The 25,469-nt window shown below is 63.6% G+C and carries 22 protein-coding genes, 2 tRNA genes and 1 riboswitch; of the genes, 9 read left to right on the top strand and 15 right to left on the bottom strand.

Annotation, left to right across the window (positions count from 1 at the left end):
- Genes AC1MEQ_RS11145 through pknB form a run of 5 tightly spaced genes read left to right on the top strand, consistent with a single transcriptional unit; the run spans position 1 to position 8,314 of the window.
- Entirely contained in the window at positions 1 to 1,413 is a 1,413-nt protein-coding gene (locus AC1MEQ_RS11145) for a PP2C family protein-serine/threonine phosphatase (RefSeq protein ID WP_479790745.1), read from the top strand.
- Positions 1,410 to 2,879: an FtsW/RodA/SpoVE family cell cycle protein gene (locus AC1MEQ_RS11150; RefSeq protein ID WP_479790748.1), complete on the top strand. Its 1,470-nt coding sequence runs from the start codon at positions 1,410 to 1,412 to the stop codon at positions 2,877 to 2,879. The genes AC1MEQ_RS11145 and AC1MEQ_RS11150 overlap by 4 nt, the downstream gene beginning before the upstream one ends.
- Positions 2,876 to 4,321 (top strand): penicillin-binding transpeptidase domain-containing protein, encoded by a 1,446-nt coding sequence (locus tag AC1MEQ_RS11155; RefSeq protein WP_479790750.1) that lies wholly within the window; start codon positions 2,876 to 2,878, stop codon positions 4,319 to 4,321. Before AC1MEQ_RS11150 ends, AC1MEQ_RS11155 begins: the two co-directional genes overlap by 4 nt.
- Entirely contained in the window at positions 4,318 to 6,180 is a 1,863-nt protein-coding gene (locus AC1MEQ_RS11160) for a Stk1 family PASTA domain-containing Ser/Thr kinase (RefSeq protein ID WP_479790752.1), read from the top strand. Before AC1MEQ_RS11155 ends, AC1MEQ_RS11160 begins: the two co-directional genes overlap by 4 nt.
- Positions 6,181 to 6,226: 46 nt before the next feature.
- Positions 6,227 to 8,314 (top strand): Stk1 family PASTA domain-containing Ser/Thr kinase, encoded by a 2,088-nt coding sequence (gene pknB, locus AC1MEQ_RS11165; RefSeq protein WP_479790753.1) that lies wholly within the window; start codon positions 6,227 to 6,229, stop codon positions 8,312 to 8,314.
- A gap of 46 nt (positions 8,315 to 8,360) precedes the next feature.
- On the opposite strand, the gene AC1MEQ_RS11170 is transcribed toward pknB, so the two are convergent.
- Entirely contained in the window at positions 8,361 to 9,005 is a 645-nt protein-coding gene (locus AC1MEQ_RS11170) for an anthranilate synthase component II (RefSeq protein ID WP_479790755.1), read from the bottom strand.
- A 384-nt stretch (positions 9,006 to 9,389) separates the two neighbouring features.
- Between AC1MEQ_RS11170 and AC1MEQ_RS11175 the strand changes: the two genes are divergently transcribed.
- The gene (locus tag AC1MEQ_RS11175) at positions 9,390 to 9,641 is read left to right on the top strand and encodes a cell division protein CrgA (RefSeq protein WP_479790756.1); all 252 of its coding nucleotides are present in this window, start codon (positions 9,390 to 9,392) and stop codon (positions 9,639 to 9,641) included.
- A 3-nt stretch (positions 9,642 to 9,644) separates the two neighbouring features.
- Here AC1MEQ_RS11175 and AC1MEQ_RS11180 read toward each other — a convergent pair whose 3' ends face one another.
- Positions 9,645 to 9,959: a DMT family transporter gene (locus tag AC1MEQ_RS11180; RefSeq protein ID WP_479790758.1), complete on the bottom strand. Its 315-nt coding sequence runs from the start codon at positions 9,957 to 9,959 to the stop codon at positions 9,645 to 9,647.
- A gap of 21 nt (positions 9,960 to 9,980) precedes the next feature.
- A riboswitch (guanidine-III (ykkC-III) riboswitch) is annotated at positions 9,981 to 10,045 on the bottom strand.
- A 70-nt stretch (positions 10,046 to 10,115) separates the two neighbouring features.
- Between AC1MEQ_RS11180 and AC1MEQ_RS11185 the strand changes: the two genes are divergently transcribed.
- The gene (locus AC1MEQ_RS11185; protein ID WP_479790760.1) at positions 10,116 to 10,607 is read left to right on the top strand and encodes a DUF3817 domain-containing protein; all 492 of its coding nucleotides are present in this window, start codon (positions 10,116 to 10,118) and stop codon (positions 10,605 to 10,607) included.
- A 19-nt stretch (positions 10,608 to 10,626) separates the two neighbouring features.
- Here the strand turns inward: AC1MEQ_RS11185 and AC1MEQ_RS11190 are convergent, their stop codons facing one another.
- Positions 10,627 to 11,529 (bottom strand): ArgP/LysG family DNA-binding transcriptional regulator, encoded by a 903-nt coding sequence (locus AC1MEQ_RS11190; RefSeq protein WP_479790762.1) that lies wholly within the window; start codon positions 11,527 to 11,529, stop codon positions 10,627 to 10,629.
- Between the two features lie 78 nt (positions 11,530 to 11,607).
- Between AC1MEQ_RS11190 and AC1MEQ_RS11195 the strand changes: the two genes are divergently transcribed.
- Positions 11,608 to 12,213, top strand: a complete 606-nt coding sequence (locus AC1MEQ_RS11195) for a LysE/ArgO family amino acid transporter (RefSeq protein ID WP_479796111.1) — start codon at positions 11,608 to 11,610, stop codon at positions 12,211 to 12,213.
- A gap of 6 nt (positions 12,214 to 12,219) precedes the next feature.
- On the opposite strand, the gene AC1MEQ_RS11200 is transcribed toward AC1MEQ_RS11195, so the two are convergent.
- From AC1MEQ_RS11200 to AC1MEQ_RS11210, 3 genes are all read right to left on the bottom strand, one after another.
- A complete protein-coding gene (locus AC1MEQ_RS11200) occupies positions 12,220 to 13,191 on the bottom strand; it encodes a GNAT family N-acetyltransferase (RefSeq protein WP_479790764.1) in 972 nt (323 codons plus the stop codon).
- A 657-nt stretch (positions 13,192 to 13,848) separates the two neighbouring features.
- Positions 13,849 to 14,736 carry a rhomboid family intramembrane serine protease gene (locus AC1MEQ_RS11205; RefSeq protein WP_479790766.1) on the bottom strand — a complete coding sequence of 296 codons (888 nt, stop codon included), beginning with the start codon at positions 14,734 to 14,736 and terminating at the stop codon, positions 13,849 to 13,851.
- A gap of 103 nt (positions 14,737 to 14,839) precedes the next feature.
- Positions 14,840 to 15,385, bottom strand: a complete 546-nt coding sequence (locus AC1MEQ_RS11210) for a peptidylprolyl isomerase (protein ID WP_479790768.1) — start codon at positions 15,383 to 15,385, stop codon at positions 14,840 to 14,842.
- Between the two features lie 170 nt (positions 15,386 to 15,555).
- On the opposite strand from AC1MEQ_RS11210, the gene AC1MEQ_RS11215 reads away from it, so the two are divergent.
- Positions 15,556 to 16,449 (top strand): hypothetical protein, encoded by an 894-nt coding sequence (locus AC1MEQ_RS11215; protein ID WP_479790770.1) that lies wholly within the window; start codon positions 15,556 to 15,558, stop codon positions 16,447 to 16,449.
- 57 nt (positions 16,450 to 16,506) lie between these two features.
- Here the strand turns inward: AC1MEQ_RS11215 and AC1MEQ_RS11220 are convergent, their stop codons facing one another.
- The 9 genes from AC1MEQ_RS11220 to recF form a co-directional block, all read right to left on the bottom strand.
- Positions 16,507 to 17,169 (bottom strand): DMT family transporter, encoded by a 663-nt coding sequence (locus AC1MEQ_RS11220; RefSeq protein ID WP_479790771.1) that lies wholly within the window; start codon positions 17,167 to 17,169, stop codon positions 16,507 to 16,509.
- A 349-nt stretch (positions 17,170 to 17,518) separates the two neighbouring features.
- Positions 17,519 to 17,591 (bottom strand) — tRNA-Ala (locus tag AC1MEQ_RS11225).
- 10 nt (positions 17,592 to 17,601) lie between these two features.
- Positions 17,602 to 17,718 carry a DLW-39 family protein gene (locus AC1MEQ_RS11230; protein ID WP_479790772.1) on the bottom strand — a complete coding sequence of 39 codons (117 nt, stop codon included), beginning with the start codon at positions 17,716 to 17,718 and terminating at the stop codon, positions 17,602 to 17,604.
- Between the two features lie 37 nt (positions 17,719 to 17,755).
- Positions 17,756 to 17,829: transfer RNA gene (locus AC1MEQ_RS11235), tRNA-Ile, on the bottom strand.
- 113 nt (positions 17,830 to 17,942) lie between these two features.
- On the bottom strand, positions 17,943 to 18,500 hold the full coding sequence (locus tag AC1MEQ_RS11240) for a DUF3566 domain-containing protein (RefSeq protein WP_479790775.1): 558 nt from the start codon (positions 18,498 to 18,500) through the stop codon (positions 17,943 to 17,945).
- Entirely contained in the window at positions 18,497 to 21,187 is a 2,691-nt protein-coding gene (gyrA, locus tag AC1MEQ_RS11245; protein WP_479790777.1) for a DNA gyrase subunit A, read from the bottom strand. Before gyrA ends, AC1MEQ_RS11240 begins: the two co-directional genes overlap by 4 nt.
- A gap of 50 nt (positions 21,188 to 21,237) precedes the next feature.
- Complete coding sequence (gyrB, locus tag AC1MEQ_RS11250) at positions 21,238 to 23,388, bottom strand: DNA topoisomerase (ATP-hydrolyzing) subunit B (protein ID WP_479796112.1); 2,151 nt, start codon at positions 23,386 to 23,388, stop codon at positions 21,238 to 21,240.
- A gap of 317 nt (positions 23,389 to 23,705) precedes the next feature.
- The gene (locus AC1MEQ_RS11255; protein WP_479790779.1) at positions 23,706 to 24,263 is read right to left on the bottom strand and encodes a DciA family protein; all 558 of its coding nucleotides are present in this window, start codon (positions 24,261 to 24,263) and stop codon (positions 23,706 to 23,708) included.
- Positions 24,260 to 25,453 carry a DNA replication/repair protein RecF gene (gene recF, locus AC1MEQ_RS11260; protein WP_479790781.1) on the bottom strand — a complete coding sequence of 398 codons (1,194 nt, stop codon included), beginning with the start codon at positions 25,451 to 25,453 and terminating at the stop codon, positions 24,260 to 24,262. Before recF ends, AC1MEQ_RS11255 begins: the two co-directional genes overlap by 4 nt.
- Positions 25,454 to 25,469: the final 16 nt, after the last annotated feature.

Genomic DNA, 25,469 nt, shown 5'->3' on the forward strand with positions numbered 1-25,469 from the left:
ATGGCGCTCACGTTGCGGTTCGCAGCGCGTTCGGATGTGGGGAAAGTTCGCGCCAAGAACGACGACTCCGGCTATGCCGGCCGCTACCTGGCCGTCGTGGCCGACGGCATGGGCGGCCACGTCGGCGGCGACGTCGCATCGGCCTCGACCGTCCTGGATCTGGTGCACCTGGACCAGGAAACGAAGCAGGACGTCGAAACGGTCCTCCCCGACGAGATCCAAACCGCTAATTCGATCCTCAACGACCTGGTCACTGCAAACCCGAAGCTTTCCGGGATGGGCACCACGGTGACCGCCATCCTGCTGACCGGGGACCGGTTCCAGTACGCACACATCGGCGATTCGCGTGCGTATCGCTTCAAGGACGGAGTCTTCGAACAGGTCAGCAAGGACCACACGTTCGTTCAGCGCCTTGTCGACGAGGGCCGGTTGCGCCCCGAGGAAGCCGAACACCACCCCCACAAGAACGTGCTGATGCGGGTTCTCGGCGACTCCGATGCCAGCCCGGAACTGGACATCGACCAGTATCCGGTTACACCCGGCGAACGCTGGCTGCTTTGCTCGGATGGCCTCAACGCCGTCGTGCCGGAAAAGCTCACCGAGAGCATCGTCCGCGAAGCCGGCTCCCTGCAGGAGACCGTGGACGCCTTGGTCGAGGTGACACTGGACCACGGTTCCCCCGACAACATCACGATCGTCATGGTCGAGGTCTCCGAGGAAGCCGTGGACGAGGAACCGGTTATGCCACCGGTACAGGAACCCGCCCCGGATACGGCACAGCTGCAAGTCGCCCAGGAAGGCGACCTGGAAGCCAGCGCCGCGATCATCCGGCACGAGATGTCCATCCGACCACACGTGCTGGTCGGGGCAGCCGATCTGGCGACCAAGACCGGGCAAATCCCGATGGTCACCCAGCGTTCGGCGGAAAAGCGTGCGACCGCCATCCTGACCCACAAGGCGTCCCAGCCCGAGGATGCGGCACCGTCGCGTGAATACGATCCCACCCGCCGCCCGGCCCGCCGCGGATGGCTCATCCCGACGTTCCTGACCTTGATGGGGCTCATTCTCGCCTCCGTCCTGTGGTTCGGCTACGTCTGGACCCAGACGCAGTACTACGTCGCCGACTACAACGGCCAGGTCGCCATCTTCAACGGCGTCTCCCAGGACCTCGGCCCGATCGAGTTGTCCCATGTCGACTCGGTCACGCAGATCCCCACCCGGGCCCTTCCTTCCTACACGCAGCAGCGCCTGAGGAACTCCCTGGCCGCCCGCGACCTGGCCCACGCCCAGGACATCGTCTCCGAGCTGCTGATCAGCGCCAAGCAAGCGTGCCCGGTCATCGTGCCGGCCCATCCGCAGAGCGGGGACACACCGCCGACTCTGCCCTCCTACTGTCAGGACGTGACACCGTGAGCGAAATACAGACCGCGCCGGTTCCACGGCGAAACACCGAACTGGTGCTTCTGGTCCTGGCCCTCATCGTCGCGGTGGGCGCCAACTACCTGGTGAGCCTGAGCAATCCAGACGGCCTCGACGAGGGTTTCATCACGCAAGGCGCGGTCCTGGCCGGCATGGCATTGGTCATGCATGTCGTGCTGCGCATCTGGACCAAATATGCCGATCCGATCATCCTTCCGTGCGTGGTGGCGCTCAATGGCATCGGCATCGCCATGATCCACCGGCTCGATCTGGTCAATGACGACAACGCCGCCACGCGGCAACTGCTGTGGACCGGTGTGGCCATGGGCGCGGCCATCATCACCCTGTGGGCGGTGCGTGACCACCGCATCCTGCGACGGGCTCCCTACATCTTCCTGGCAATCAGCGCGGTGCTGCTGGTCCTGCCGCTGGTCCCGGGCCTCGGCCGGGAGATCAACGGTGCGCGCATCTGGATCGGCATCGGCCCCCTCTCCTTCCAGCCTGGCGAGCTGGCCAAGATCTCCCTGGCCCTGTTTTTTGCCGGTTACCTGTCGACCCACCGCGACCTGATCCTGCTCGCCGGGCGGAAGATCGGGCCCCTGCAGCTGCCCCGGTTGAAGGACCTCGGGCCGATGGTCATCGCCTGGCTGGTGAGCATTGGGGTATTGGTCGTGCAAAGCGACCTGGGATCATCGATCCTGTTCTTCGGGCTGTTCATGGTCATGATCTACGTTGCCACCGGCCGCATCAGCTGGATCGTCATCGGCCTGGTCATGGTTGCCATCGCGGGGGTCTTCGCGTCCCAGACCATGACCCACGTGGCGTTGCGGCTGAACTCGTGGCTCAATGCCTTCGACCCTGATGTCTACGACCAGCAATATGGCGGCAGCCGGCAGATCGTCCAGGGGCTCTTCGGCCTCTCGAGCGGCGGCCTGTTCGGTACCGGGATCGGCAATGGCCGACCGGATCTGGTCCCCCTGGCCAACTCCGACATGATCATCACCGCGCTGGGTGAGGAACTGGGCCTCATCGGCCTCGTGGCGATCATCCTGCTGTTCGTCATCCTCATCAGCCGCGGCATCCGTGCCGGGCTGGGCAGCCGGGACTCCTTCGGTAAGCTCCTGGCCGCGGGCCTCTCGTTCACCATCGGGCTGCAGTGCTTCGTGGTCATGGGCGGGGTGACACTTTTGATCCCGCTGACGGGCTTGACAACACCGTTCATGTCCGCAGGCGGCTCCTCCCTGCTGTCCAACTGGATCATCGTGGCGCTACTGCTGCTGGTCTCGCACAATGCACGAAGGCCCGCCGTGACGGGCCCGCTCAACGAACGCGACATGGCGGCAGCCGGGCCCGACATCAGTGCCCGGGCCAAGCAACGCGAAGAAGACCAGGCCAGACTCCGCGGCAAGACCCCGGCTTCCAGAACGACACCGACACATGGAAAGGGGGACCCCGCATGAACACCGCCCTCCGCCACGTATGGATCGCCGTCGTCGCCCTGTTCATCCTCATTTTCGGCGCACTGAGCTACATCCAGTTCTTCGCCGCGAAGGACCTGAACTCCAACCCGATGAACACCCGGCAGCTCTACAAAAACTTCGATCTGGCCCGCGGACCCATCCTGGTCGGCGGAAAGCCGGTCGCCGAGTCGGTCCCCTCGCAAGACCAGTTCGACTACCAACGGACCTACGCCGATCCGAAGCTGTACGCACACCTGACCGGGTTCTACTCACTGATCTACGGGGCCAACATGCTCGAGGGCGTGATGGACGACGAGTTGACGGGACAGAGCGACTCGCAGTTCTACAGTCGCATGGTCAACCTGCTGACCGGGCAGCAGGATGAAGGCGCCTCCGTCGAGCTGACCATCGACCCGAAGCTGCAGAAGACCGCTTACGACCTGATCCCCGACGGCCAGCAGGGGACGATCATCGTCTCGGAACCCAAGACCGGCGACATCCTGGCCATGGTGTCCAAGCCCAGTTACGACCCCAACCTGCTCGCCGTCCACAGCAGCGCCAAGGCCTCCGCCAACATGGCAGAGTTGCTCAAGGTCCCGGGCCTGAGCCCGAACGTCAACCCGGCGATCGGCCACCTGATCCCCCCGGGCTCGAGCTTCAAGATCCTCGACCTGGTGGCGGGCCTGGAATCCGGCAAGTACAACCTGAACGACACGTACGACAATCCGGAGTCCATGTTGTTGCCGGGCACGCAGACGCCACTGCCGAACTTCGTCGAGGGCATCTGCTCCAACAAGCCCCGGGCCAAGCTGAAGTTCATCGTCGCCCAGAGCTGCAACACCCCCTTCGTGGCCATGAGCCAGGCGGTCGGCCAGGACGCCCTGCGCGATGTCACCGAGCGGTTCGGTTTCGGCCAGCCGCTGGCGATCCCGCTGCGCGTGACTCCCAGCGTATTCCCCACCGACATGTCCCCGGACCAGTTGGGATTGGCCGCGATCGGCCAGTTCGATGTGAAGGCCACGCCACTGCAGATGAACATGGTGGCCATGGGCATCGCGAATGATGGGGTCATCATGAAGCCGAATCTCATCAAGCAAGTCACCGCCCCTGACCTCAGCGTTCTGAGCCAGCCCAAGCCCGAGGAATTCAGCACCGCGACCACCAAGGAGGTGGCCAACCAGGTCACCGAGCTGATGCGCGCCCCCCTCGACGGCGGCACCGCCTACCAGGCGGACATCCCCGGCCTCGACATCGCGGCGAAGACCGGAACGGCCCAGATCGGCAAAACGGGCAAGGTCAATTCATGGATCACCGGCTTCGCCCCCGCGGATGACCCGCAGGTGGCTGTCACCATTGTCATTGAGAAGACTGATTACGAGACCGGCCACAACCTGACCAGTCCAAACCTGAAGAAGATCCTAGAGGCGGTGTTCAACAAGTGAGGCCTACATCGGGTATCACCCTGGGCGGTCGGTTCCAGTTGACCGATCGGATAGCCATCGGCGGCATGGGGGAGGTCTGGAAGGCACGTGACCAGATCCTCGGCCGCATCGTGGCCATCAAGATCCTCAAGGAGGAATACACCGGTGATCCGGGGTTCCTCCAGCGCTTTCGTGCCGAGGCACGCCACACTGCGCTGCTGAGCCACAATGGCATCGCCAACGTGTTCGACTACGGCGAAGAGGGCGGGTCCGCCTACCTGGTGATGGAGCTGGTCCCCGGCCAGCCGCTCTCGGCGATCATCGAGCGCGAGAAGGTCATGGCACCGGACCGTACGATGTCGATCATCGCCCAGACTGCGCGTGCCCTTGCGGCGGCGCACGCCCAGGGACTGGTCCATCGCGACGTGAAGCCGGGAAACCTGCTGATCTTGCCGGACGGACGGGTGAAAATCACCGACTTCGGGATCGCGCGCATCGCCGACCAGGTCCCCTTGACTGCGACCGGCCAGGTCATGGGAACCGCGCAGTACCTGGCGCCGGAGCAGGCGACCGGACAGCAGGCGACGGGTTCCTCCGACATCTACTCGCTGGGAGTCATCGGCTACGAATGCCTGGCCGGTCGTCGTCCGTTCACCGGCGAATCGCAGATCGCGATCGCCCTGGCCCAGGTCAACGACAACCCGCCGCCCTTGGACGAGTCCATCCCCGAGAACCACCGCGCACTGATCATGTCGATGCTTGCCAAGGATCCAGCGCAACGTCCCGCAACGGCCACGAAGCTGGCGGAAGCTGCCGACGCCATCCGCGCGGGCAACATCGATGCGGCACGTGCTGCCGTCCCGGGCATCATCCCGTTCCTGATTGCCGGCCCCGGGGATGCCACCCAGGCGGTGGCGATGGGCGACACCCCCACCCGGGCCAACCCGCGGACCGCAGCCACCGATCCAGTGGAACCTGGCACCAGTGCGCTGCCGACCGTGGGCGACCCGACCTCCAGTGGCCCGCACGCCACCCGGGAGTACGACGGCGGGCCCTCCACCACAGTGCAGGGTGCCGCAGGTGCCGGAGCGATCGCCGGCGCCGGAGCCGCGGCCGCCGCGGGCCGCCGCGGAGACGACTTCAACTCGGTCCTCGGTGCCAGCAAGGACTGGGACCCCGATGACGATTCCTCCGCTTCTGCCGCCGGCGGTTCCGGCGGCAGAGGCGACAGGCCGCCGCGCCAGCCGGGAGGCAGCCCGTGGAAGTGGCCGCTGATCGCGCTGCTCATCCTCGTGGTCTTGGCCCTCCTCGCCGTCTGGCTGGTCCCGCTGTTCACCGGCGACAACGCCGGGAACGAGGCGCCGGCCACGACGTCTTCTTCCACTTCGGCATCCACATCGGCGTCCACATCGGCGTCTTCGTCGTCTTCTCCGTCCTCGTCCAGCGCCGCGCCCTCGACGAGAAGCAAGACCACCTCGGCGCCGGCACAGACAGTGGAAGTCAACGCCAACCAGTACCTGGGCAAACCGCTTGAGGAAGCGCGGGCCGCATTGCTCGCCAAGGGGCTCAACGTCTCCGTGGAGGGAGCCGAAAGCAGCAAGCCCGAGAACACCGTCATCAGGGTCGAGCCGACCGGGACCCTGAACCGGGGAGATGTGGTCCGGCTCACCTATGCCGTGGCTCCATCGCCAAGTTCCAGCCCGGAACCGAGCAGCGCCCCCTCCAGCAGCGAATCGGCAAGTCCCTCCACCACGGCACCGCCGAACAAGCCAAGCAGCTCCAGCCCGCCCCAGACGTCGAAGGAATCCGCTCCATTGCCAACGACACCCACCACCACCGCACCCGATGCCGCCGGCACTGGCGCGCAGCCATCCCCCTGATCGACGACACCCGCAAGTCCACCCCTAGGGTGCGCAGAGGAAACACGTGACTGAATCCCGAATCCTAAACTCCCGCTACGACGTCGGCGACCTCATCGGCCGCGGCGGCATGGCGGATGTTTACCATGCCCGGGACCTCAGACTCGGCCGTGAGGTCGCGATTAAGCTCCTGCGTCGTGACCTGGCGCGTGACCCGGTCTTCCAGACCCGCTTCCGTCGCGAAGCCCAGGCGGTCGCCGGGCTGAACCACCCCTCGATCGTCGCGGTCTACGACACGGGCGAGGAAGAAATCGAGGGAGCTGCCGACCACGAGGTCAAGGTCCCGTACATCGTCATGGAGTACGTCAAGGGCAAGACCCTGCGGGACCTCCTCAAGGCGGGGGAACTGACCTCCGAGTCCTCCGTCAGATACACCCTGGGCGTGCTGGCAGCCCTGCAATACAGCCACCGCAAGGGCATCGTGCACCGGGACATCAAACCCTCCAACGTGATGGTCACCGGTGACGACGACGTCAAGGTCATGGATTTCGGCATCGCCCGTGCCCTGGCCGATTCCGCGGCAACCATGACGCAGACACAGGCAGTCGTCGGCACGGCACAGTATTTCTCCCCGGAGCAGGCCCGGGGCGAGACGGTTGACGCGCGCAGCGACCTGTACTCGACGGGCTGCCTACTCTACGAGCTGCTGACCGGCCGCCCGCCCTTCACCGGGGACAGCCCCGTTTCCGTCGCGTACCAACACGTGAGCGAGGAAGCCGCTGCCCCCAGTGTCCACAACGCCGAACTGGGACCGAAGATCGACGAGGTCATCGCCACCGCATTGGCCAAGGACCGGGAGGACCGGTACCAGGACGCCGCGGCATTCGCCGTCGCACTGAAGGCCGCACAGGACGACCGGCCGTTACCGCAGGACCGCGGGGACGCCACCGAGGCCCTCGCCGTGATGCCGATGTCGACCCAGGCCATGGTGACCACCGACATGCCGACCCGCACGCTGGCCGCCGGCATGGCGTCGACCTCTGCGGCAGCCGCGGGGAGCGGAACCGCCGATGGGATGGACGACGGCGGACAACGCACGCAGGCCATGGCGGCCGTGGGTGGCACTGATCCTGGCACGGGGGTCCAGCCGGCCATCAGGGATCAGTACACCGAATCCTCCCTGTTCGACGAGGGCTCGGGCCGTCGCTCCACCGACGAGGAGGCCGAACGCTACCGCACCTCGCGACGTAGGGCATGGATCACTGTCTTCTCGATTCTGGCCGTCGTCGTGCTGGCCGCCGGCGCCTGGTTGTTCTGGAACTGGAACCAGCAGCAACAGGAACGAAACGCCACTGTCGCCGTCCCCGACGTCGCCAACTTGTCGTTGACTGCCGCGCAGAACCAGATCTACGGTTCCAATTTGATCCCCATCACCGAGGAGGTCTACGACCCCAAGGTCGAGGCAGGTTCGGTGGTGGGCACCGACCCGAAGGCCGGCTCCCAGGCACGCCAGCAGTCGGAGGTCCACCTCCTCGTTTCCATGGGCCCCGAACAGGTGACCTTGCCCAAGGATCTGGCGGGGCAGTCCGAGGCCACGGTGCGCAGCACCCTCGACGCCTTGGGCCTTCAGGTCTCCAATGACGTCAAACGCGAGAACACCGCGACCGTCGAGCTGGGAAGCCTCATCGGAACCAACCCGCAGCTCGGGGAGAAGGTCAAGGCCGGCAGTTCAGTCGAATTGACGATCTCCACCGGCAAGGTCACGGTCCCCTCGCTTATGGACCTGACCGAGGACAAGGCCCGTGAAGTCCTGGCCGATAAGGCCGTGGCTTTGAACCTGGCCGTTGAAACGGAGCAGAACACGGTGCTCGAACCCGGAACCATCACCAAGCAAGTACCGGAGGCCGGCCAGGACATCGACCAGGGCGGCACCGTGACCATCACGGTGGTGGAGGAACCCCCGGCATCGCCATCCCCCTCAGTTGAATCCGGCTCACCGTCGGCCAACCCGTCTACCGACCCGTCGGGCGCGGCATCGGCAACCGCCCAGCCCTCGGAAAAGCCCTCGAAATCAGCAAAAGCGGCCAAGCCGTCCGACCACGGCAAGGGCGTCGACCGTGGTAGGCCAACGGACCCCGGCAAGCCCTCGAAGTAACGATCCGGCCGGGGCCATTGCGTGGCGGGGTACGGGCCTTCTCCGTTCAGTCGCTGATCAGCGGGCTGAGCGTGGCGGCCCGGGCGGCGGCACCGGCGAGGCCCAGGGACTCGAGCCAGTTGCCGAGCATGTGGTATCCGGCTTCGGTGAGGACCGATTCGGGGTGGAACTGCACGCCCCACAGCGGTGCCTCGCGATGTGCCAGGCCCATGACGACGCCGCCCTCCGTTTCGGCGATGATCTCCAGTTCGTCGGGGATCGAAGAGCGGACGGCCGCCAGCGAGTGGTAGCGGGTGGCCGTGAACGGGTTGTTGATGTCGTGGAACAACGGATGCGAACCATGGTGGATCAGCGACGTCTTGCCGTGCATCAGCTCCTCGGCATGGGTGACGACCCCGCCATAGGCTTCCGCCAGCGCCTGGTGTCCCAGGCAGACCCCCAGCATGGGCACGGATTGCTCGCCGCACCAGCGGATCAGTTCAATGCAGACACCGGATTCACCGGGGGTTCCGGGCCCGGGGGAGACCAGGACCCCGTCGCGAGCCGAGGCGAGTTCGATGGCCTCCTCGAGGCTCACATCGTCATTGCGCACCACAGTAGTCTCGGCCCCGAGCTCGCGCAGGTAGCCGACCAGCGTGTAGACGAAGCTGTCGTAGTTGTCGATCACCAGGATCCGCGTGGGGGTGGCCATTTCTACTGCACCAGACCAATCGTCGATTCGGCCCACGGGCTGTCTTGACACGCCCAGGGGAACACGTATTCCATCAGCACCAGTATGACGAGCACGACCAGCAATGCGGAAATCAGCAGACGCATTTAGAACGGTCCGGGCAGGTTGCCGAATAGCCATGCGTGCCCGGGGCGGCTCCTATGGTGGTGGAAATGGTCGGCGGGCGGGCACGACGACGGTGTGCATCCGCGTGGTGACCGGCGACCCACAGGGCCACGTGACGTGGTACCGGTAGAATGGCGGGACGGGGAAGCAGTGGGCATCACGGTGTCGGCTCCCAGCCATCAGAGTATCGCCCGGGTTCAGCACCAAACACGTGTGACCCGCATAAGGTCAGGAGAAGTAGTGCCCGAGTCGAGGACCCGCCGCAAGGCCCGTAAGGCGTCGGACGCCGCCAACAAGTTCGGCGCAGTCAAGCCGCTTCCCGTCTGGTACAAGCCCGTGATGTTCGGGCTGATGATCCTGGGTCTGCTGTGGATCATCACCTACTACATTTCCCAGGCACTGCTCCCGATTGCCGCCGTCGGAGGGTGGAACATCGTCATCGGGTTCGGGGTCGCCATGGTCGGCTTCTTCATGACGACCCGCTGGCGCTGAGAGCTACTCGACGAATTTCAGGCCAACGACGCAACCGACGAGCAACGTCAGCAGCAGGATCTTTGCCCAGCTGATCGAGTCCCCGTCCACCGCCATCCCGTAGATGACCGTGAGGGACGCTCCGATGCCGACCCAAACGGCATAGGCCGTCCCCGTCGATATGTCCTTCATGGCATATGCCAAACCGGCCATGCTCACGATGAGGCCGGCAGCAAAGACGATGGTGGGAACCACCTTCGAGAATCCCTCGGTTTTCCCCAGCGCAATCGCCCACACCGCTTCGAACATCCCCGAGACAACGAGTACCACCCATGCCATGGCCGATCACCGATCCCTTCCGGTGGCCGTCTTGTCGCAGTCCGGGTACGGCTCCCTCGTCCGGTCGGAGCAGAGTGCTCCTGCACGGGCAGGCTAGCACACCGGCACCGGCGCACATCCAGAACATGACATGCTGGTATCTGACGAAAGGACGCCATGCCCTCCACCACTGATCCCCGTACCGCCACCAGCTTGTCGCCCAAGCGGCTCTACGGCTTCCTGGCCACTGCGGAGATGTTCACGTGGGGCCTGCTGATCTTGGGCATGGTGCTCAAATACAGCCACGTCAGCGATGCGTTCGTCCCCGTCTTCGGCTCCATCCACGGCCTGACGTTCCTCAGTTATTGCGTGGTGACCTGCTTCGTGTGGGTGAATCAACGGTGGAGCTTCGGCCGCGGCGTGCTGGGCCTCGCTTCGTCAATCGTCCCGTTTTGCACGGTTCCCTTTGAACGCTCGACGGCCCGAGCTGGCCTCCTGGATGGTGGCTGGCGGCTGGCAGTCGACGGCGACGAGCCCCATGGTTTCGTAGAGTCCATCCAGGCCTGGTGCTTGCGCCATCCCATTCCCGCGGCTATTGTCGCCCTGATCGCCATCGCCGTGGTGTTCACGGTCCTGCTGATCATCGGCCCTCCGGTCCCTCGCAGCTAGCGGGGGTTCCACCATCGATTCACAGATCGGGGCCGGCCAGGGAACCGCTCTTCCACGCGGCGTCCAGCACCGCCTCGCTCACCCGTGCCAAGGCCGGTGAATCCAGTTTCCAGCGCTGCCAATAGAGCCTGACGTCCCGCGTCCAGCCCGCGTCCAGCGCAACCAGGGTCCCGTCTCCCGGATCTTGAGCGGTGGGGACCATCCCCCACCCGAGTCCGGCCGCCACCGCGCCGACAAACTGGATCGAGTCCGGAACATAGTGTGCCGGCGGGGAGGCACGACGCCCCGCCACCTCCAGGATCAACGAACGCTGCAATTGATCCGCCCTATCGAAGTTGACCATGGGTGCCAGCACCAGGCCGGCGATCGGATCGCCGGCAAACCAACGTTGTGCGAAGGCCGGCGAGGCCATCGCCACATATCGTTGGGTGCCCAGCATCTGGGTGGAGTTTCCCTGCACGGTGCGACCATCCGTGGTCACCGCGGCCATAGCACGGCCGGTCCGCAGCAGCTCGGCGGACGCCGATTCGTCTTCCCGCAGGATCTCGATCTCCAGCCCGTCGTCGCGGGCCAGGTCCTCGAGGACCCCGGGGAACCACGTCGCCAGCGAATCCGCGTTGACGACCACGGGGACGACGGCCCGCTGCCCACGGCCTCCCGCCGTGTGCCCCGAAAGTTCTGCTTCCGCCTCGGCTGCCAGCAGGTCCAGTTGACGGGCCAATCGCAGCAGCACCATGCCAGCCTTCGTCGGGGACACAGGTTTGCTGCGTCGGACGACGACGGTTCCGACCTGGGCCTCGAGCGCCTTGATCCGCTGGCTCACGGCGGAGGGTGTCACGTGCAAGCGCACCGCTGCGGCATCGAAGGTTCCTGCATCGATGACGGCAGCGAAGGCCCGAAGCTGGTCCGCGGGGAAGTCCATGGTAAGCGATTCTAATGTACCCAAAAAATCTTTAGCTGGTTTCAACATGGTGCTCGGTCCTACCGTGGATCTGTGTCGATCTTCATGCCGCTTCTGGCCGGTTTCGGTTCCGGCCTCTCCCTCATCGTTGCCATCGGCGCGCAGAATGCCTTCGTGCTGCGACAAGGGATCCGGCGCGAGCACGTTCTCGGCGTCGTAGTGCTCTGTGCGCTCTCCGACGCTGTTCTCATCTTCGCCGGTGTCGCCGGTGTCGGGGCACTGGTCTCCACCGCACCTTGGGTACTCGTGGCGGCCAGATGGGCCGGCGCCATCTTCCTCGTGGTCTACGCTTCGCTGGCGCTGAAACGGGCCATTCGGCCGGCTGCGCTTACGGCAGGAGGCCCAGCTGGTGGCTCGCGGTCCGGCGCGCTGGCCACTGCGGCCGCATTGACCTGGTTGAATCCGCACGTCTACCTGGACACGATGGTCCTGCTCGGTACTATCGCCAATGCCCAGGGTGATCCGGGCCGGTGGGTTTTCGGCACCGGCGCAGTCCTGGGCAGTTTCCTCTGGTTTCCACTACTGGGTTTCAGCGCTCGCCTACTGGCGGGATTCTTTGCCCGGCCGGCTGCTTGGCGAATTTTGGACTGTCTGGTGGCAGCCGTCATGCTGCTCGTCGCCGGGGGACTGCTGTCGGGCTCCTGATGTTCCTTACGCCAGCCGTCGTTGGTAGACCGAGCTGGTGCGGACCCGGGTGAAGCCGGCCCGCTCGTAGATCCGCCCGGCGCCGGTGGGGCTCTCCGAGTCCACGGTAAGGTCGACCTTCCCGTATCCCGCCTGGGACGCCGCCCGCACGATGCTCCCCAGCAGGGCCAAGCCCAACCCCCGTCTGCGTGCACGCCGGCGCGTGCCCACAATGCTGACATAGAGTTCTCCGTCGACCCACTCGCCACACAAGGCATAGGCGTCGACCCGCTCTTGCGGGGCCAGGCTCGTATCCGCACTGAGAACCACCCGACTCAGTGCAGGTCGGAAACTCCGTGCCGCGAGCTGATCTGCCCAGCGCTCCTCCGAGCGGGGGACCGAGCCCCAATGGTCGGCGAAGGCCTCGTTGTGGGCGCGGCGTACCGCCTCCCCGAGGCCGTTGGTGAAAACCTCGATGCGTGCACCGTCCGGCAGTTCGGCGTCGGACTCCGCGACGGAACCGGCCGGGGCAAGGTCTACGCTCATGTCAGAGAAGTAGCGTACGGGCACATATCCCCTCGCGACCGCCAGGCGTTCGGCGCTTGAACCCTCCGCCCCGGTCCAGAGGTCGGCGGTCACGGAAACGCCAGGATGGCGCTCTGTTGCGAGCTCGCGTGCCCGCGGCTCGAGTCGGTCCATGATCTCGCGCCCCACGCCGCGTCCACGATACTCCGGGTGTACCCCGCCCCCAATGGACGCCTTCGCCACTCCGTCACGCAGACCGTCGCTAAGTCTCAGTTGCCCAAAACCCACTAGCAGATCGCCGTCCCACACGCTAACGCTGTCAAGGGTGGGGTCGAACCCCGGCTCCTCCAGTTCCTCCGCCAGGTCGTCGGGTCCGTAGAACTCGTCCGTATCGTCCACACGGGCCAGCAGGTTAGTCAGCTCGCTCCATGGCACGACCGTGTCCGCGGAAAGGGATGCGTAGTGCAGGCTCATAGTTCCTCCCATGGAAACCGACAGCAGGGGCGTGAATATCTTCAGGACAACCTACCGCCATATTCCTCCCATTGTCGTGGAAAAAGGGGGAGCATGCCGTCCAGAATCCCGCTGGCGCCAAGTCGTCGTCCAGTGCGTCGCACCGCTCGTGCACATGCTGTGAACATGGTTATCCACAGGTGGGGATAGAGCTGTGCGTAACTATGTTCGATTCTCCCGTGCTGACGGCGATGCAGGCTCTTTCCGAACGGCGAATTACATGCTTGTAAGTTATTAACAGTGTGGACAACCGCTGTGGATATCCGTCCGGTGTTCGAATTACCGCGAGAACTCGCGGAAGTAGGCCCCGCCTGTCCCCGATCCAACTCCTTGGCTGATGGCTGATCTTCTTGCACAGGTTGTGCACGACAGTTATCCACAGGTGTGGATTGTCGTGTGAATATTCAAGTGCTGTCGTGGCGACAAAGTGGGTTACCCGCACGTAGACCGGGATGCATCCGAAGGGCCGACAGCGAATTACACGGATGTGAGTTATTAACAGTGTGGATAACCCCTGTGGATACCGGGGGTGGCATGGGAACGGGGTGGGTGCTGGATATCGTCCACCACCCACCCCGTGAGCAATTTTGGGTTTGCGTCAGGCGGTCGCGTTCGGCATCAGGCCAGGAAAGGATAGGCGGCCCGAATGGGGGCCCACCCCCACCAGGTCAGCGCGCCGAGTATGGCCACCACTGCGACGATTCCCGTCCATTGGATCAGGGTCCTGTTCCTGCCCCGCGGGGCAAGGACCAGGACCGCAGCCAACGCGCCTCCCGTTACCAGTCCGCCTACATGTGCCTGCCAGGCAATGTTGGCCCCGGGCAGAAAGCCGATCACGAGGTTGATGCCGATGATCACCAACACGGGTACGAGGTTTCCTCCATGGGCCTTGGTCACCACCAGGAAGGCCCCGAACAGGCCGAAAACCGCACCCGAGGCTCCGACCACGGCAACGTTCGGTTGGGCCAGCAGCAACACCCCAACAGAACCGCCAAAACCTGCGATCAGATACAGAACTGCGAATTTCACGTGTCCAAGCGCCGGCTCCAGGACCCGGCCCAGGATGTACAGCGCATACATGTTGAACGCGATGTGCATGATGAAGCCCGTGGAATGCAGGAACAACGAAGTGACCATGCGCCACGGCTCACTGCCCGTGTAGAGCCCGGCATAGAGCAGCCGATCGGTGAGTCCCGGGATCAGGTATTGGCCGCCATAGACGGCAATGCACAGGGCAATGACCACGTACGTGACCAGCGGGCGTCCCGACGTGACCCGGGAACCGACCACAGTACGAGGCTCGCGGCGCTGGCCTTTCATCTCCGCGACGCAATCCACGCATTGCACTCCCACGGCCGCGGTACGTTGGCACTCTGGGCACGCAGGGCGCCCACAGCGCTGGCAACGCACGTACGAGGGCCGTTCCGGGTGTCGCGGACAGGTCGGGACCTGCATGTGTGGTTCCTGCTGGGGTTGGCCGAAGGCCATGTCGTACTCCTGGGTCATCGTCCGGGGGTGGAAGGCAAAAGGGCGGACACCACCGGTTCCGGGGAACCGGTGGCAATCCGCCCTCACTGCGCAGGGATGGGCCCTGCGACATCTTCAGGTGTCAGAGCGACTCGACGTCGATGCTCGAAATCACGACATCTTCGAGTGGCTTGTCACGGCCGTCGGTAGGGACATTGTTCAATGCCGAAACGATCTCTCGCGACTTCTCGTCGGTGACGTCGCCGAATACGGTGTGCTTGCCCTGCAACCACGTGGTGGGGATCGTGGTGATGAAGAACTGCGAACCGTTCGTACCGCGCCCCATCTGTAGACCGGCGTTGGCCATGGCCAACTTGTAGGGCTCGGTGAAGTCCAGGTCGGGATTGATCTCGTCGTCGAAGCGGTAGCCGGGACCGCCGACGCCCTGACCCAGCGGATCGCCGCCCTGGATCATGAAGTCGGAGATGATGCGGTGGAAGATGGTCCCGTCGTACAACGGTGCGCCCGTCTTCTCCTCGCCGGACTCGGGGTGGGTCCAAGCCTGTTCGCCAGTCGCCAGACCGACGAAGTTCTTGACCGTCTTCGGCGCATGGTTGCCGAACAGGTTGACCACGATGTCGCCGTGGTTCGTGTGGATGGTGGCCTTGTGCGTGGGGATTGCAGTCATGCGTCCATTCTTCCACCTTGGGCAACTCCTCAGCAGGCCCCCGAGCCCTGTGGACTACGCGGACAGTGAACATCCGGGGATCGCAGTAACGTGGCTCACATAGCGAATGGCTCGGGCACAGTCCAACGCGTAGGCTAGGCGGGGATACTCCAACTACTTGGGAGGAACGTGTGAAAAAGAAGAAGCGAATTGCCCGCGATTTAAGTGGAACTGTTAATGCCGGAGTCGAATCGGCCCGCGATTGGGCGGGACCGCGTGTCGACGCAGCCGTGAATTGGGCGGTCCCGCGTTTCGAAAAAGGCATGGAAACGGCCTCCCCCAGAATCCAGGAGGGGTTGCATCGTGCGGCCTCCGAGATTGCCGGCGGAGTCACCGAGGTAACGCCAAAGATCCAGGGCGGCCTCGACAAGGTAGCTCCGCGTATCTCACAGGTCGTTGATGACGCCTCCCCCCGAATTCAGCAAACACTCGATAAGGCTGCGCCCGCACTGCAACATGCACGCGATGTCGTGGTCAATGAGTACATCCCGACAGCCAGCGCCCGTCTCGGGAGTGCGGCCGACTACGCGGCCCGCCGCCTGGACGGCGTCCGGGTGCCGGCACAAGTGGAGAAGGCAGTCGCCAGAGTATCCGGTGACAAGAAGGCCCTGAAGCGCGCGCAGCAGGCCGCCGTCTCCGCTGCCAAGGAGGCCAGCAAGCAGCTTAAGCGAGAGAAGGCCCGTCAGGGACGCAAACGCGGTCTTCTGGTGTTCGGCATCATCGCGGCCGTTGTGACCGCCGGGGTGGCCGCGTGGCGCGCGTCAAAGCCAGTCGAGGACCCTTGGAAGACCCCGGTCGAGCCAGCACCGGTACCGGCTCCCAAGCCCGAAACCGAGGCCAAGGTCGAAGACGTGCGTGCACACATCGCCGCAGCTGAGTCGGAGACGGTTGCTCCGGCACCAGTCTCCGCGGACCCTGATCTGCGGTCACCGGAGGCAGCCGAGGAAGGCACCGACCACGATGCACCCAAGCCGGGTCCTCGGGGTGCCGCCCGTCGTCGTGCCGACGATGCGGACGCGAACTAGGAGCTAATCCGGCTGAGGTGCCTACCGAAGCCGGACGGGGCGGTGATCCACACAGGGTCACCGCCCCTTGCGTGTCCCCGGGCGGGTGCTGCCGTCGCGGTCTCGCGGTCGTACAAGTGGTTGACGGCTTTGTCCGCGGATGACGGCGAGCAGCCCGCCCAGGATCAACGCCACCCCCAAATAGGTCCAGACCGGGGGCGTTTGGCCGAGAAAGATGCCAGCAAGGATCGCGGCCCCGGGAATTTCCAGCAAGATGATCATCGAAACCACCAGCGGCCCCAGGGCCACCACCAGGTGGTTGAAAATCGTGTGGCCCAACAACTGCGAGGCCACTGTCAGCGCGACGATGCCGGCCCACCCGACGACCGGGAACCCGATGATGGGTTCATCCGCCAACCACACCATGGCGAGCAGGATCGTCGCTGTCATCGCGTAGCACAGTGTCGTGTAGCTGCCGGTATCCATGGTCGCGCGGGCCTTGCTCCCCGCCAGTGTGTAGGCTCCGGCCATGGCTCCACCTGCCAGTGCCAGCAAGTCACCCACAAGGGCCTCAGGAGACCGGCCAATGTCGAATCCCGTGATCAGTAGCGCCCCAGCCAGCGCCAAGCCCATGCCTCCAATCACCATCCGCCCGATGATGGCACCTCGTAGACGCTGGAAGCCGGCAATCCATACCGATTGCAGGCACACCAGGGCTGTCGCCGCAGCCACCGTAGTCATTCGGACGGAGACCATGAAGCAGGCGAAGTGGAGGGCCAGCGCGACCGATGCCGTAACGCAGTATCTCCATTCAGCCGGTGCTGGCCAGCGACGAATTCCCCGCGCCCGGATGACTGCCCCGGTCCCTATCGTGACCGCTCCCAGTCCGTTCCGCCAGAAGGCCATCACCAGCGGCGGAACGCTCGGTGTCGCAGCAACGATCGGACCCGAGGCAGATACCCCGAGGACGCCCACCAGGGCCAATAGGACGATCATGGGAACACCGTGGCTCCGCGACCATCTGCACTCGGAAGGGGAACGCACATGACAGAGTCCCGAACCGATGGTCCGGGACTCTGTACTGATTGGGTGGAGGTAAGGGGACTCGAACCCCTAACCCCCTGCTTGCAAAGCAGGTGCGCTACCAATTGCGCCATACCCCCGTGTTGAGGATCAGTCGAGATGATCCGTCGACGCCTTCCATACGGATTTCTCCGTTTCGGAGGCCTTCCACTTACGGTATGCCAGGAACGACACGGCGGCCATGGCTGCTACCAGCAATTTTCGCATGTGTTCCCCGATCTACCGTGAAGGTGGAGGGATTCCGTGGGCGTACCAGGACTTGAACCTGGGACCTCTTCGTTATCAGCGAAGCGCTCTAACCGCCTGAGCTATACGCCCTCAGTGTCCCTTCAGGACGAGATATGACTTTACCCGACCGTCCACTGGGAAACCAAATCGGGTCTCCGGCGAGTGGTACACGCCACTTTCCGGAGACCCGAAACGGTTGGGGTTCAGTCGTCCGTCAGGGTGACTCCGATGCCGCCGACAAGAGTCGACGAAATGTTGTAGAGCACGGCTGCGAGCATCGACAGCGCCGTCAACAGGACGACGTTGACGACCGCGATGATCGTGGCGAAAGAAGCCACCTGCCCAAGGGAAATGAGCTCCTTGAGATTGAAGCCTGATTCCGTGCCGATGACCTGGCCGAGCAGGTCATTCACGCGGTCGAAGATACCCGTCAGATCAAGGACGGTCCACAATACGACGGCGGCGACCACGGTGACGATGCCAAGTGCCACCGAAAGTAGGAATGCCATCTTCAGCACGGACCACGGATCGACTTTGCTAACGAGCAGCCGTGCCTTGCGGACCTTCGCCTTTGGCGCCGGACGGACGAGCTGCTGGGGGCGCTGTCCCGCCCGCTGCTGGCCTTGGTTCTTGCCCTGCGTGGCCTGGCCGGAAGACCGTGGAGAACCCGATGCCGGGCGCTGCGCCGAAGCAGTGGGCCGCCCCTGTCCACTCGGTTTCTGGCGCGGCGCCGCAGGGCGCGGATTATTCGGGGTGCTCACGCATTACCTCCGTCAGTATCGGTCTCGTCAGGGGCCGGGACGGCGTCCACGTCATCGGTGGATACCACTTCGGCCCCGCCATCGGCGGGCAAGTCGGCCGCTACCGGTGCGCTTTCCTGAGAATCGTCAGAATCCAACGGTACTGCATCACCATCTTCATCAGTTCCCAGCCCACGCTCAGTATTTTTGGCCACGGCGATGATCCGGTCCTTCTTGTCCGGCTTGGCGAAGATCACCCCCATGGTGTCGCGCCCCTTCGCAGGAACCTGCGAGACCTGGGAACGTACGACCTTTCCACCCTGCATGACGACAAGGACCTCGTCGCTTTCCTGAACGATGAGTGCACCGGCGAGGTTGCCGCGTTCGTCCGCGAGCTTGGCTACCTTGATGCCGATGCCACCACGTGACTGCACCCTGTATTCCTGGGCAGAAGTCCGCTTGGCGTACCCGCCTTCGGTGACGACAAACACATACGAATCCTCGCCGACGACCTCGGCTGCCAGCAGTTCGTCGTCCTCACGGAACTTCATACCGGTGACGCCGGACGTGTTGCGGCCCATAGGGCGAAGGGCCTGGTCGGTGGCCGTAAAACGCACCGACTGGCCCTTCCGGGAAACCAACATCATGTCGTCGGTTTCGGACACCAGTTGCGCCGAAACCAATTCGTCGCCGTCGCGCAGGTTGAGGGCGATGACTCCTGCCGACCGGTTCGTGTCGTAGTCGGTGAGGCGCGTCTTCTTGACCAACCCGCGACGGGTGGCCAGGACAAGGTACGGTGCCTGTTCATAGTCGCGGAGGTCCAGGACCTGGGCGATGTGTTCGTCCGGCTGGAACGCCATCAGGTTCGCGACGTGCTGGCCCTTTGCATCGCGCCCACCCTCGGCCAGTTCGTAGCACTTGGCCCGGTAGACACGTCCGTGGTTGGTGAAGAAGAGCAGCCAATTGTGCGTGGTGGTGACGAAGAAGTGCTCAACGACGTCGTCCCCCCGCAGCTGGGCTCCCCGAATGCCCTTGCCCCCGCGGTTTTGCGACCTGTAGTTGTCGCTGCGCGTGCGCTTGACGTAGCCGCCACGGGTAATGGTGACGACCATTTCCTCTTCGGGAATGAGGTCTTCCATGGACATGTCGCCGTCGTAACCGGCGACGATCTGTGTCCGGCGGTCATCACCGTGGCGCTGAACGATGTCGGCAAGCTCCTCGGAGATGATCTGCCGCTGTCGCACGGGGTCACCCAAGATGATCTTGTATTCGGCGATTTCCGCCTCGAGTTTGGCATGCTGGTCCTGGATCTTCTGGCGTTCCAGAGCGGCGAGCCTGCGCAGCTGCATGTCCAGGATGGCCTGGGCCTGGAGATCATCGATCTCGAGCAGATCCTTCAGGCCATTGCGTGCGTCCTCGACAGTCGACGATCGCCGGATGAGCGCGATAACCTCATCCAGTGCATCAAGCGCCTTGAGTAGACCTCGCAGGATATGTGCCTGTTCTTCTGCCTTGCGCAGCCGGAACTGTGTGCGCCGCACGATGACGTCGATCTGGTGTGTCACCCAGTGACGAATGAAGGCGTCCAAGGAAAGGGTTCGTGGCACGCCATCGACGATCGCAAGCATGTTGGCCGAGAAGTTGCTCTGCAACTCCGTGTGCTTGTAGAGGTTGTTCAGCACCACCTTTGCGACGGCATCGCGTTTGAGCACGATGACCAGTCGCTGCCCCGTACGACCTGAGGTCTCGTCACGCAGGTCCGCGATCCCCTGCATCTTGCCGTCCTTGACCAGTTCGGCAATTTTGATGGACAGGTTGTCGGGGTTGGCCTGATAGGGCAGTTCGGTGACGACGAGGCAGGTGCGGCCTTGCAGCTCCTCGACATTGACCACTGCGCGCATCGTTACGGATCCGCGGCCCGTCCGGTAGGCATCCTCAATGCCGCGGCGTCCCAGGATGAGTGCCCCGGTCGGGAAGTCCGGTCCCTTGACATGCAGCAGGAGTTCCTCAAGGAGCTCCTCCTTGGTGGCTGTCGGGTTTTCCAGATACCACTGGACTCCCGAGGCAACTTCCCGCAGATTGTGCGGCGGAATATTCGTGGCCATACCGACTGCAATGCCCGATGAGCCGTTGACCAGCAGGTTCGGGAACCGTGCCGGCAGGATCGTCGGTTCTTGGTTCTTTCCGTCGTAGTTGTCCTGGAAGTCGACGGTTTCCTCGTCGATATCCCTGACCATTTCCATGGCCAGCGGAGCCATCTTGGTCTCGGTGTAACGCGGGGCGGCCGCGCCATCGTTGCCGGGCGAACCGAAGTTCCCTTGCCCCAGTGCCAGCGGGTAGCGCATGGTCCAGTCCTGGATCAGGCGTACCAGGGCATCATAGATCGCGGAATCCCCATGGGGGTGGTACTGCCCCATGACTTCGCCCACGACGCGGGCGCATTTGTTGTATGAGCGCTCGGGACGATAGCCGCCGTCGAACATCGCGTAGAGAACGCGGCGGTGCACCGGCTTCAGTCCGTCGCGGACATCCGGCAATGCGCGGCCGACGATCACGGCCATGGCGTAGTCCAGATAGGACCGCTGCATCTCGGTTTGCAGGTCGATTGGTTCGATCCTGTCGATAGTCGCCGCTGCCATCGGCTGCTCCGGGAGGATGTCTTCTCCGTTCTCCGGATCCTGGGGGTTTTCGGGCGTTTCGTCGCTCATCGGGTTTTTCCTCTACTCAAAGCTGCTGGGAACGAAAGGGGCGGTGTCTCTCAGATATCGAGGAAGCGCACGTCCTTGGCGTTCTGCTGAATGAAGTTGCGGCGGGATTCGACGTCCTCGCCCATGAGGACCGCGAATATCTGATCGGCTGCAGCTGCGTCCTCCATGGTGATCTGGCGTAGCGTGCGTCGGTCCGGATCCATCGTGGTGTCCCACAACTCCGAATAGTCCATTTCTCCCAGGCCCTTGTAGCGCTGGATGCCGTTGTCCTTGGGCAGCCGCTTGTTGGAAGCTGCGCCGGCGGTCAGGGCGGCGTCGCGTTCGGCATCCGAGAAGACGTAGTCATGCGCCGAGTTGGACCACTTGATCCGGTACAGCGGAGGCTGTGCCAGGTAGACGTAGCCGTTCTCAATCAGCGGGCGCATGTATCGGAAAAGCAGGGTGAGCAGCAAGGTGGTGATGTGCTGACCGTCGACGTCTGCATCGGCCATGAGCACGATCTTGTGGTAGCGGAGTTTGGCCAGATCGAATTCCTCGCCGATTCCACTACCGAAGGCGGTGATCATGGATTGGACCTCGGCGTTGCCCAGGGCCCGGTCCAGACGTGCCCGCTCGACGTTGAGGATTTTGCCGCGCAGGGGGAGGATCGCTTGGGTTCGTGGATCGCGGCCACGCTTGGCAGAGCCCCCGGCTGAATCACCCTCCACGATGTAGACCTCGCATTCGGCGGGGTTCTTCGAGGAGCAATCCGAGAGCTTTCCCGGCATCCCGAAGGATTCCAGCGGCGACTTTCGCCGGGCGTTGTCCCGGGCCTTACGTGCAGCCATCCGGGCTTGCGCAGCAAAAAGCGACTTTCGGATGATGTCCTTGGCGGTCACGGGGTTCCGCTCTAGCCAGTCGCCGAGTTCGTCGTTGACGACTCCCTGGACGAAGCCCTTGGCCATGGAGTTGCCCAACTTGGTCTTCGTTTGTCCCTCGAACTGCGGTTCGCCCAACTTGATGGAAATGACCGCGGTGAGGCCTTCGCGGATGTCATCACCGGTGAGGTTGTCATCCTTGTCCTTGAGGATGCCCTTTTCCTTGGCGTAGCGGTTGATCAGCGACGTCATGGCCGCACGGAATCCTTCTTCGTGCGTGCCACCCTCGTGGGTGTTAATCGTATTCGCGTAAGTGTGGACCGACTCCGAGTAAGCGGTGGTCCACTGCATCGCGATTTCGACAGATATCATGCGGTCGGGATCTTCGCTCTCGAACGCGATGACATCCGGGTGCACCAAGTCGACCTTTTTGGAGGCGTTCAGGTACTTGACGTAGTCGAGCAGGCCATCCCGGTAGCAGTAGTCGACGAACCGGTGTTTGGGTTCCGCTGCTTCATCAGCACGCTCCTGGCTGGAGTCCTCGGCGATCTCGTCGGCCGAATCATCCAGCGTGCGCTCATCAGTCAGCGTGATGCGCAGGCCCTTGTTCAGGAAGGCCATCTGCTGGAAACGCGCGCGGAGGGTTTCGAAATCGAATTCAACGGTATCGAATATCTCGGGGTCCGGGTAAAAGGTCTGTGTGGTTCCGGTTTCCGATGTTTCCTCGCCCTTAACCAACCCCGTCTGCGGCTTGCCGCCGTCGGCGAATGTCATCCGGTAGACGTTCCCTTGCTGGCGGATCTCGGTGTCCACTCGCCGCGACAGGGCGTTCACAACAGAGATCCCGACTCCGTGCAAACCGCCGGAGACGGCATAAGCTCCTCCGCCGAATTTGCCGCCTGCGTGCAGGATGGTCATGACGACCTCGACGGTGGGCTTTCCCTCAGTCGGGTGCACATCCACTGGAATGCCACGGCCGTTGTCCTGGACCCGGACGCCGCCATCTTCACGGAGGGCCACGCTGATGGTGTCGCAATACCCGGCCAGCGCCTCGTCAACGGAGTTGTCAACCACCTCGTAGACCAGGTGGTGCAAGCCGCGGGGGCCGGTGGAACCGATATACATACCGGGACGCTTACGGACAGCTTCGAGTCCTTCGAGCACGGTGATGTCGTTGGCACCATAGGCATGTTCTACACGGTGGGGATTTTCTTGCGGTTGATGCTCCACAACCGGTACCAACGCCGGATCTTGAACGGAAGCGGTCTCCTGTGGGGCTTCGGAATTCTCTTCCTCGGGGGTGGTGTTCTCAGTATCCACAGGCGGTGCAGGCTCCTTGTGCATTCTCGGCGGAAACCAATCAGATTGACCGGCCTTCCATGAAACGGTGCCTTGGCTATCGCCGGGTGGACACCATGTCCTCAATTCTACCGCGAATCTTCGGATCGGTGGGGCAAATCGGGTGCCAAATGCCTCTCATTGGCAAAATAACCGCCCTAGAACGTCCTCCATGGGCACCGGGTGATCCCCTATGTGCCGACGGGCCCAGCAGAGCGCCTGCAGGCAGTTCCCTGTCGGTAACTTCGGTTCGTGTAGACGACTACCCATGCTGAAGAACCCGGCCGGCACGCCCCTGCCAGTGTGGTGATCGTCCGGAAGTTCTACCCGTACGTGTCCCGTGGGCCTCGTCCAGCTACACGGCGCATCCCCTTTTTCCAGCTCGGAGCGGCAGGTCCCAGAACTTGGATGGTGGTGACGACTCCGACGCCGAGCTTCTCATCGAAGGTCTTGAGCAAACTGTGACTGAGCAAACGCACCTGTGTCGCCCAGGCCGTGGAATCGCACCGAACGACGACGGTGGTGTCCTCAAAGCTCTCTGCGGTGCAATGGGCACTGATCTGCGGTCCAACCAATTCAGTCCATCTGGACATGACCGAGCCCACGGCGACCGGGGAGGTCCATCCCCGGTCGCGGACCATGCGTCCGAACACGGTTCCAATGCCTTGTGGATCACGTCCGTCGTCGTATGCCGGCCCCGCCGAAGAGCGGCGCCGCATCTCCCGAGCCTGGGCGCCGCGTTCACCGGCGCGCCGGGCCTTGGCCGCATCGATTCGAACCTCCCCGCGTGCAATCGCCGATTGTCGCATCCTGTTCAGCATGGCCCGCGCCGCGTCGAGCTCGTCCGCGCCCTCCTGCGGCCCGCCCAGCCCTGTACTCATGCTGAGACCGTTCCGGGACCAACGGTGAGAATCCTTCCGTTGAGCTCGTCGGGGACATCCTCGACAACTGCCGCAGTCACGATCACCTGTTCGGCATCCGACACAACGGCGGCCAGTTTCCGTCGTCGGGAAACATCGAGCTCGGCGAACACATCGTCGAGTATGAGTATCGGTTTGGAACCAGGACGTGAGTCGTCCTCGCACAAGGCGCGGTAGACGGCCAGCCGCAGGGACAGGGCCAATGACCACGTCTCTCCGTGCGAGGCATAGCCCTTGGCAGGGGCGTTTCCGAGACCGAGAACCAATTCATCCCGATGCGGTCCGACCAGCGTCAATCCACGGTCCAGCTCCTTCCTCCTTTGAAGGGCGAGCGCCTCGAGAAATGCCTCATGCATTCCTTCCTCGTCGAGTCCCATCAGCTGGCTCCGTGGAGTCCCGGACGTCTCGTTGCCCTGAATCCCCGGGTCCCCCCCGTCGCCAATTCCACCGCCCACAGTCGACATGTATCTCGCCGTGGCGGGTTTCGATCCGTCAGTCAGCCCGTCATACGCATCGGCAATATGCCCCTCGAGTGCACCGAGGACTTCAAGCCTTCCGCGCAGTAGCTTCGAGCCCGCTGTTGCAAGGTGCTCGTCCCATACCGACAGGGTCGCCTCGTGGGATGAAGAGAGCCGTCCGGCTGCACGGGCAGATTTCAACAAGGCATTGCGCTGTTTCAGGACTCGGTCGTAGTCGGACCGCGTGGCCGCGTGGTGAGGTTGCAAAGCAACGAGTACATCGTCAAGGTAACGACGTCGTTCTGAGGGATCCCCCTTGACGAGAGCCAGGTCCTCAGGTGCGAAGAGCACCGTTCGCACGATGCCCAAAATGTCGCGTGCCCGGACGGGATTGGCGCGGTTGATCCTGGCGCGGTTGGCTTTTCCGGCAGCGATCTCCAACTCGAGTCCAACGCCTTGGTCCCCACGGTGGACGCGTGCCCTCACCAACGCCTGGTCGGCTCCGAAATAGATGAGGGGTGCGTCATTGGAAACACGATGCGACGACAGCGAGGCCAGATATCCCAATGCCTCCGCGATGTTTGTCTTACCTATGCCATTGGGGCCGGTAAAGACAGTTGTCCCCGGAACCAATTCGAGATCGACCTGCCGATATGAACGAAAGTCGGTCAGCGATACATGCGATATGTACAACTGTGGGTGATCCTAG

The organism is Arthrobacter sp. ASL1 (assembly GCF_056680475.1).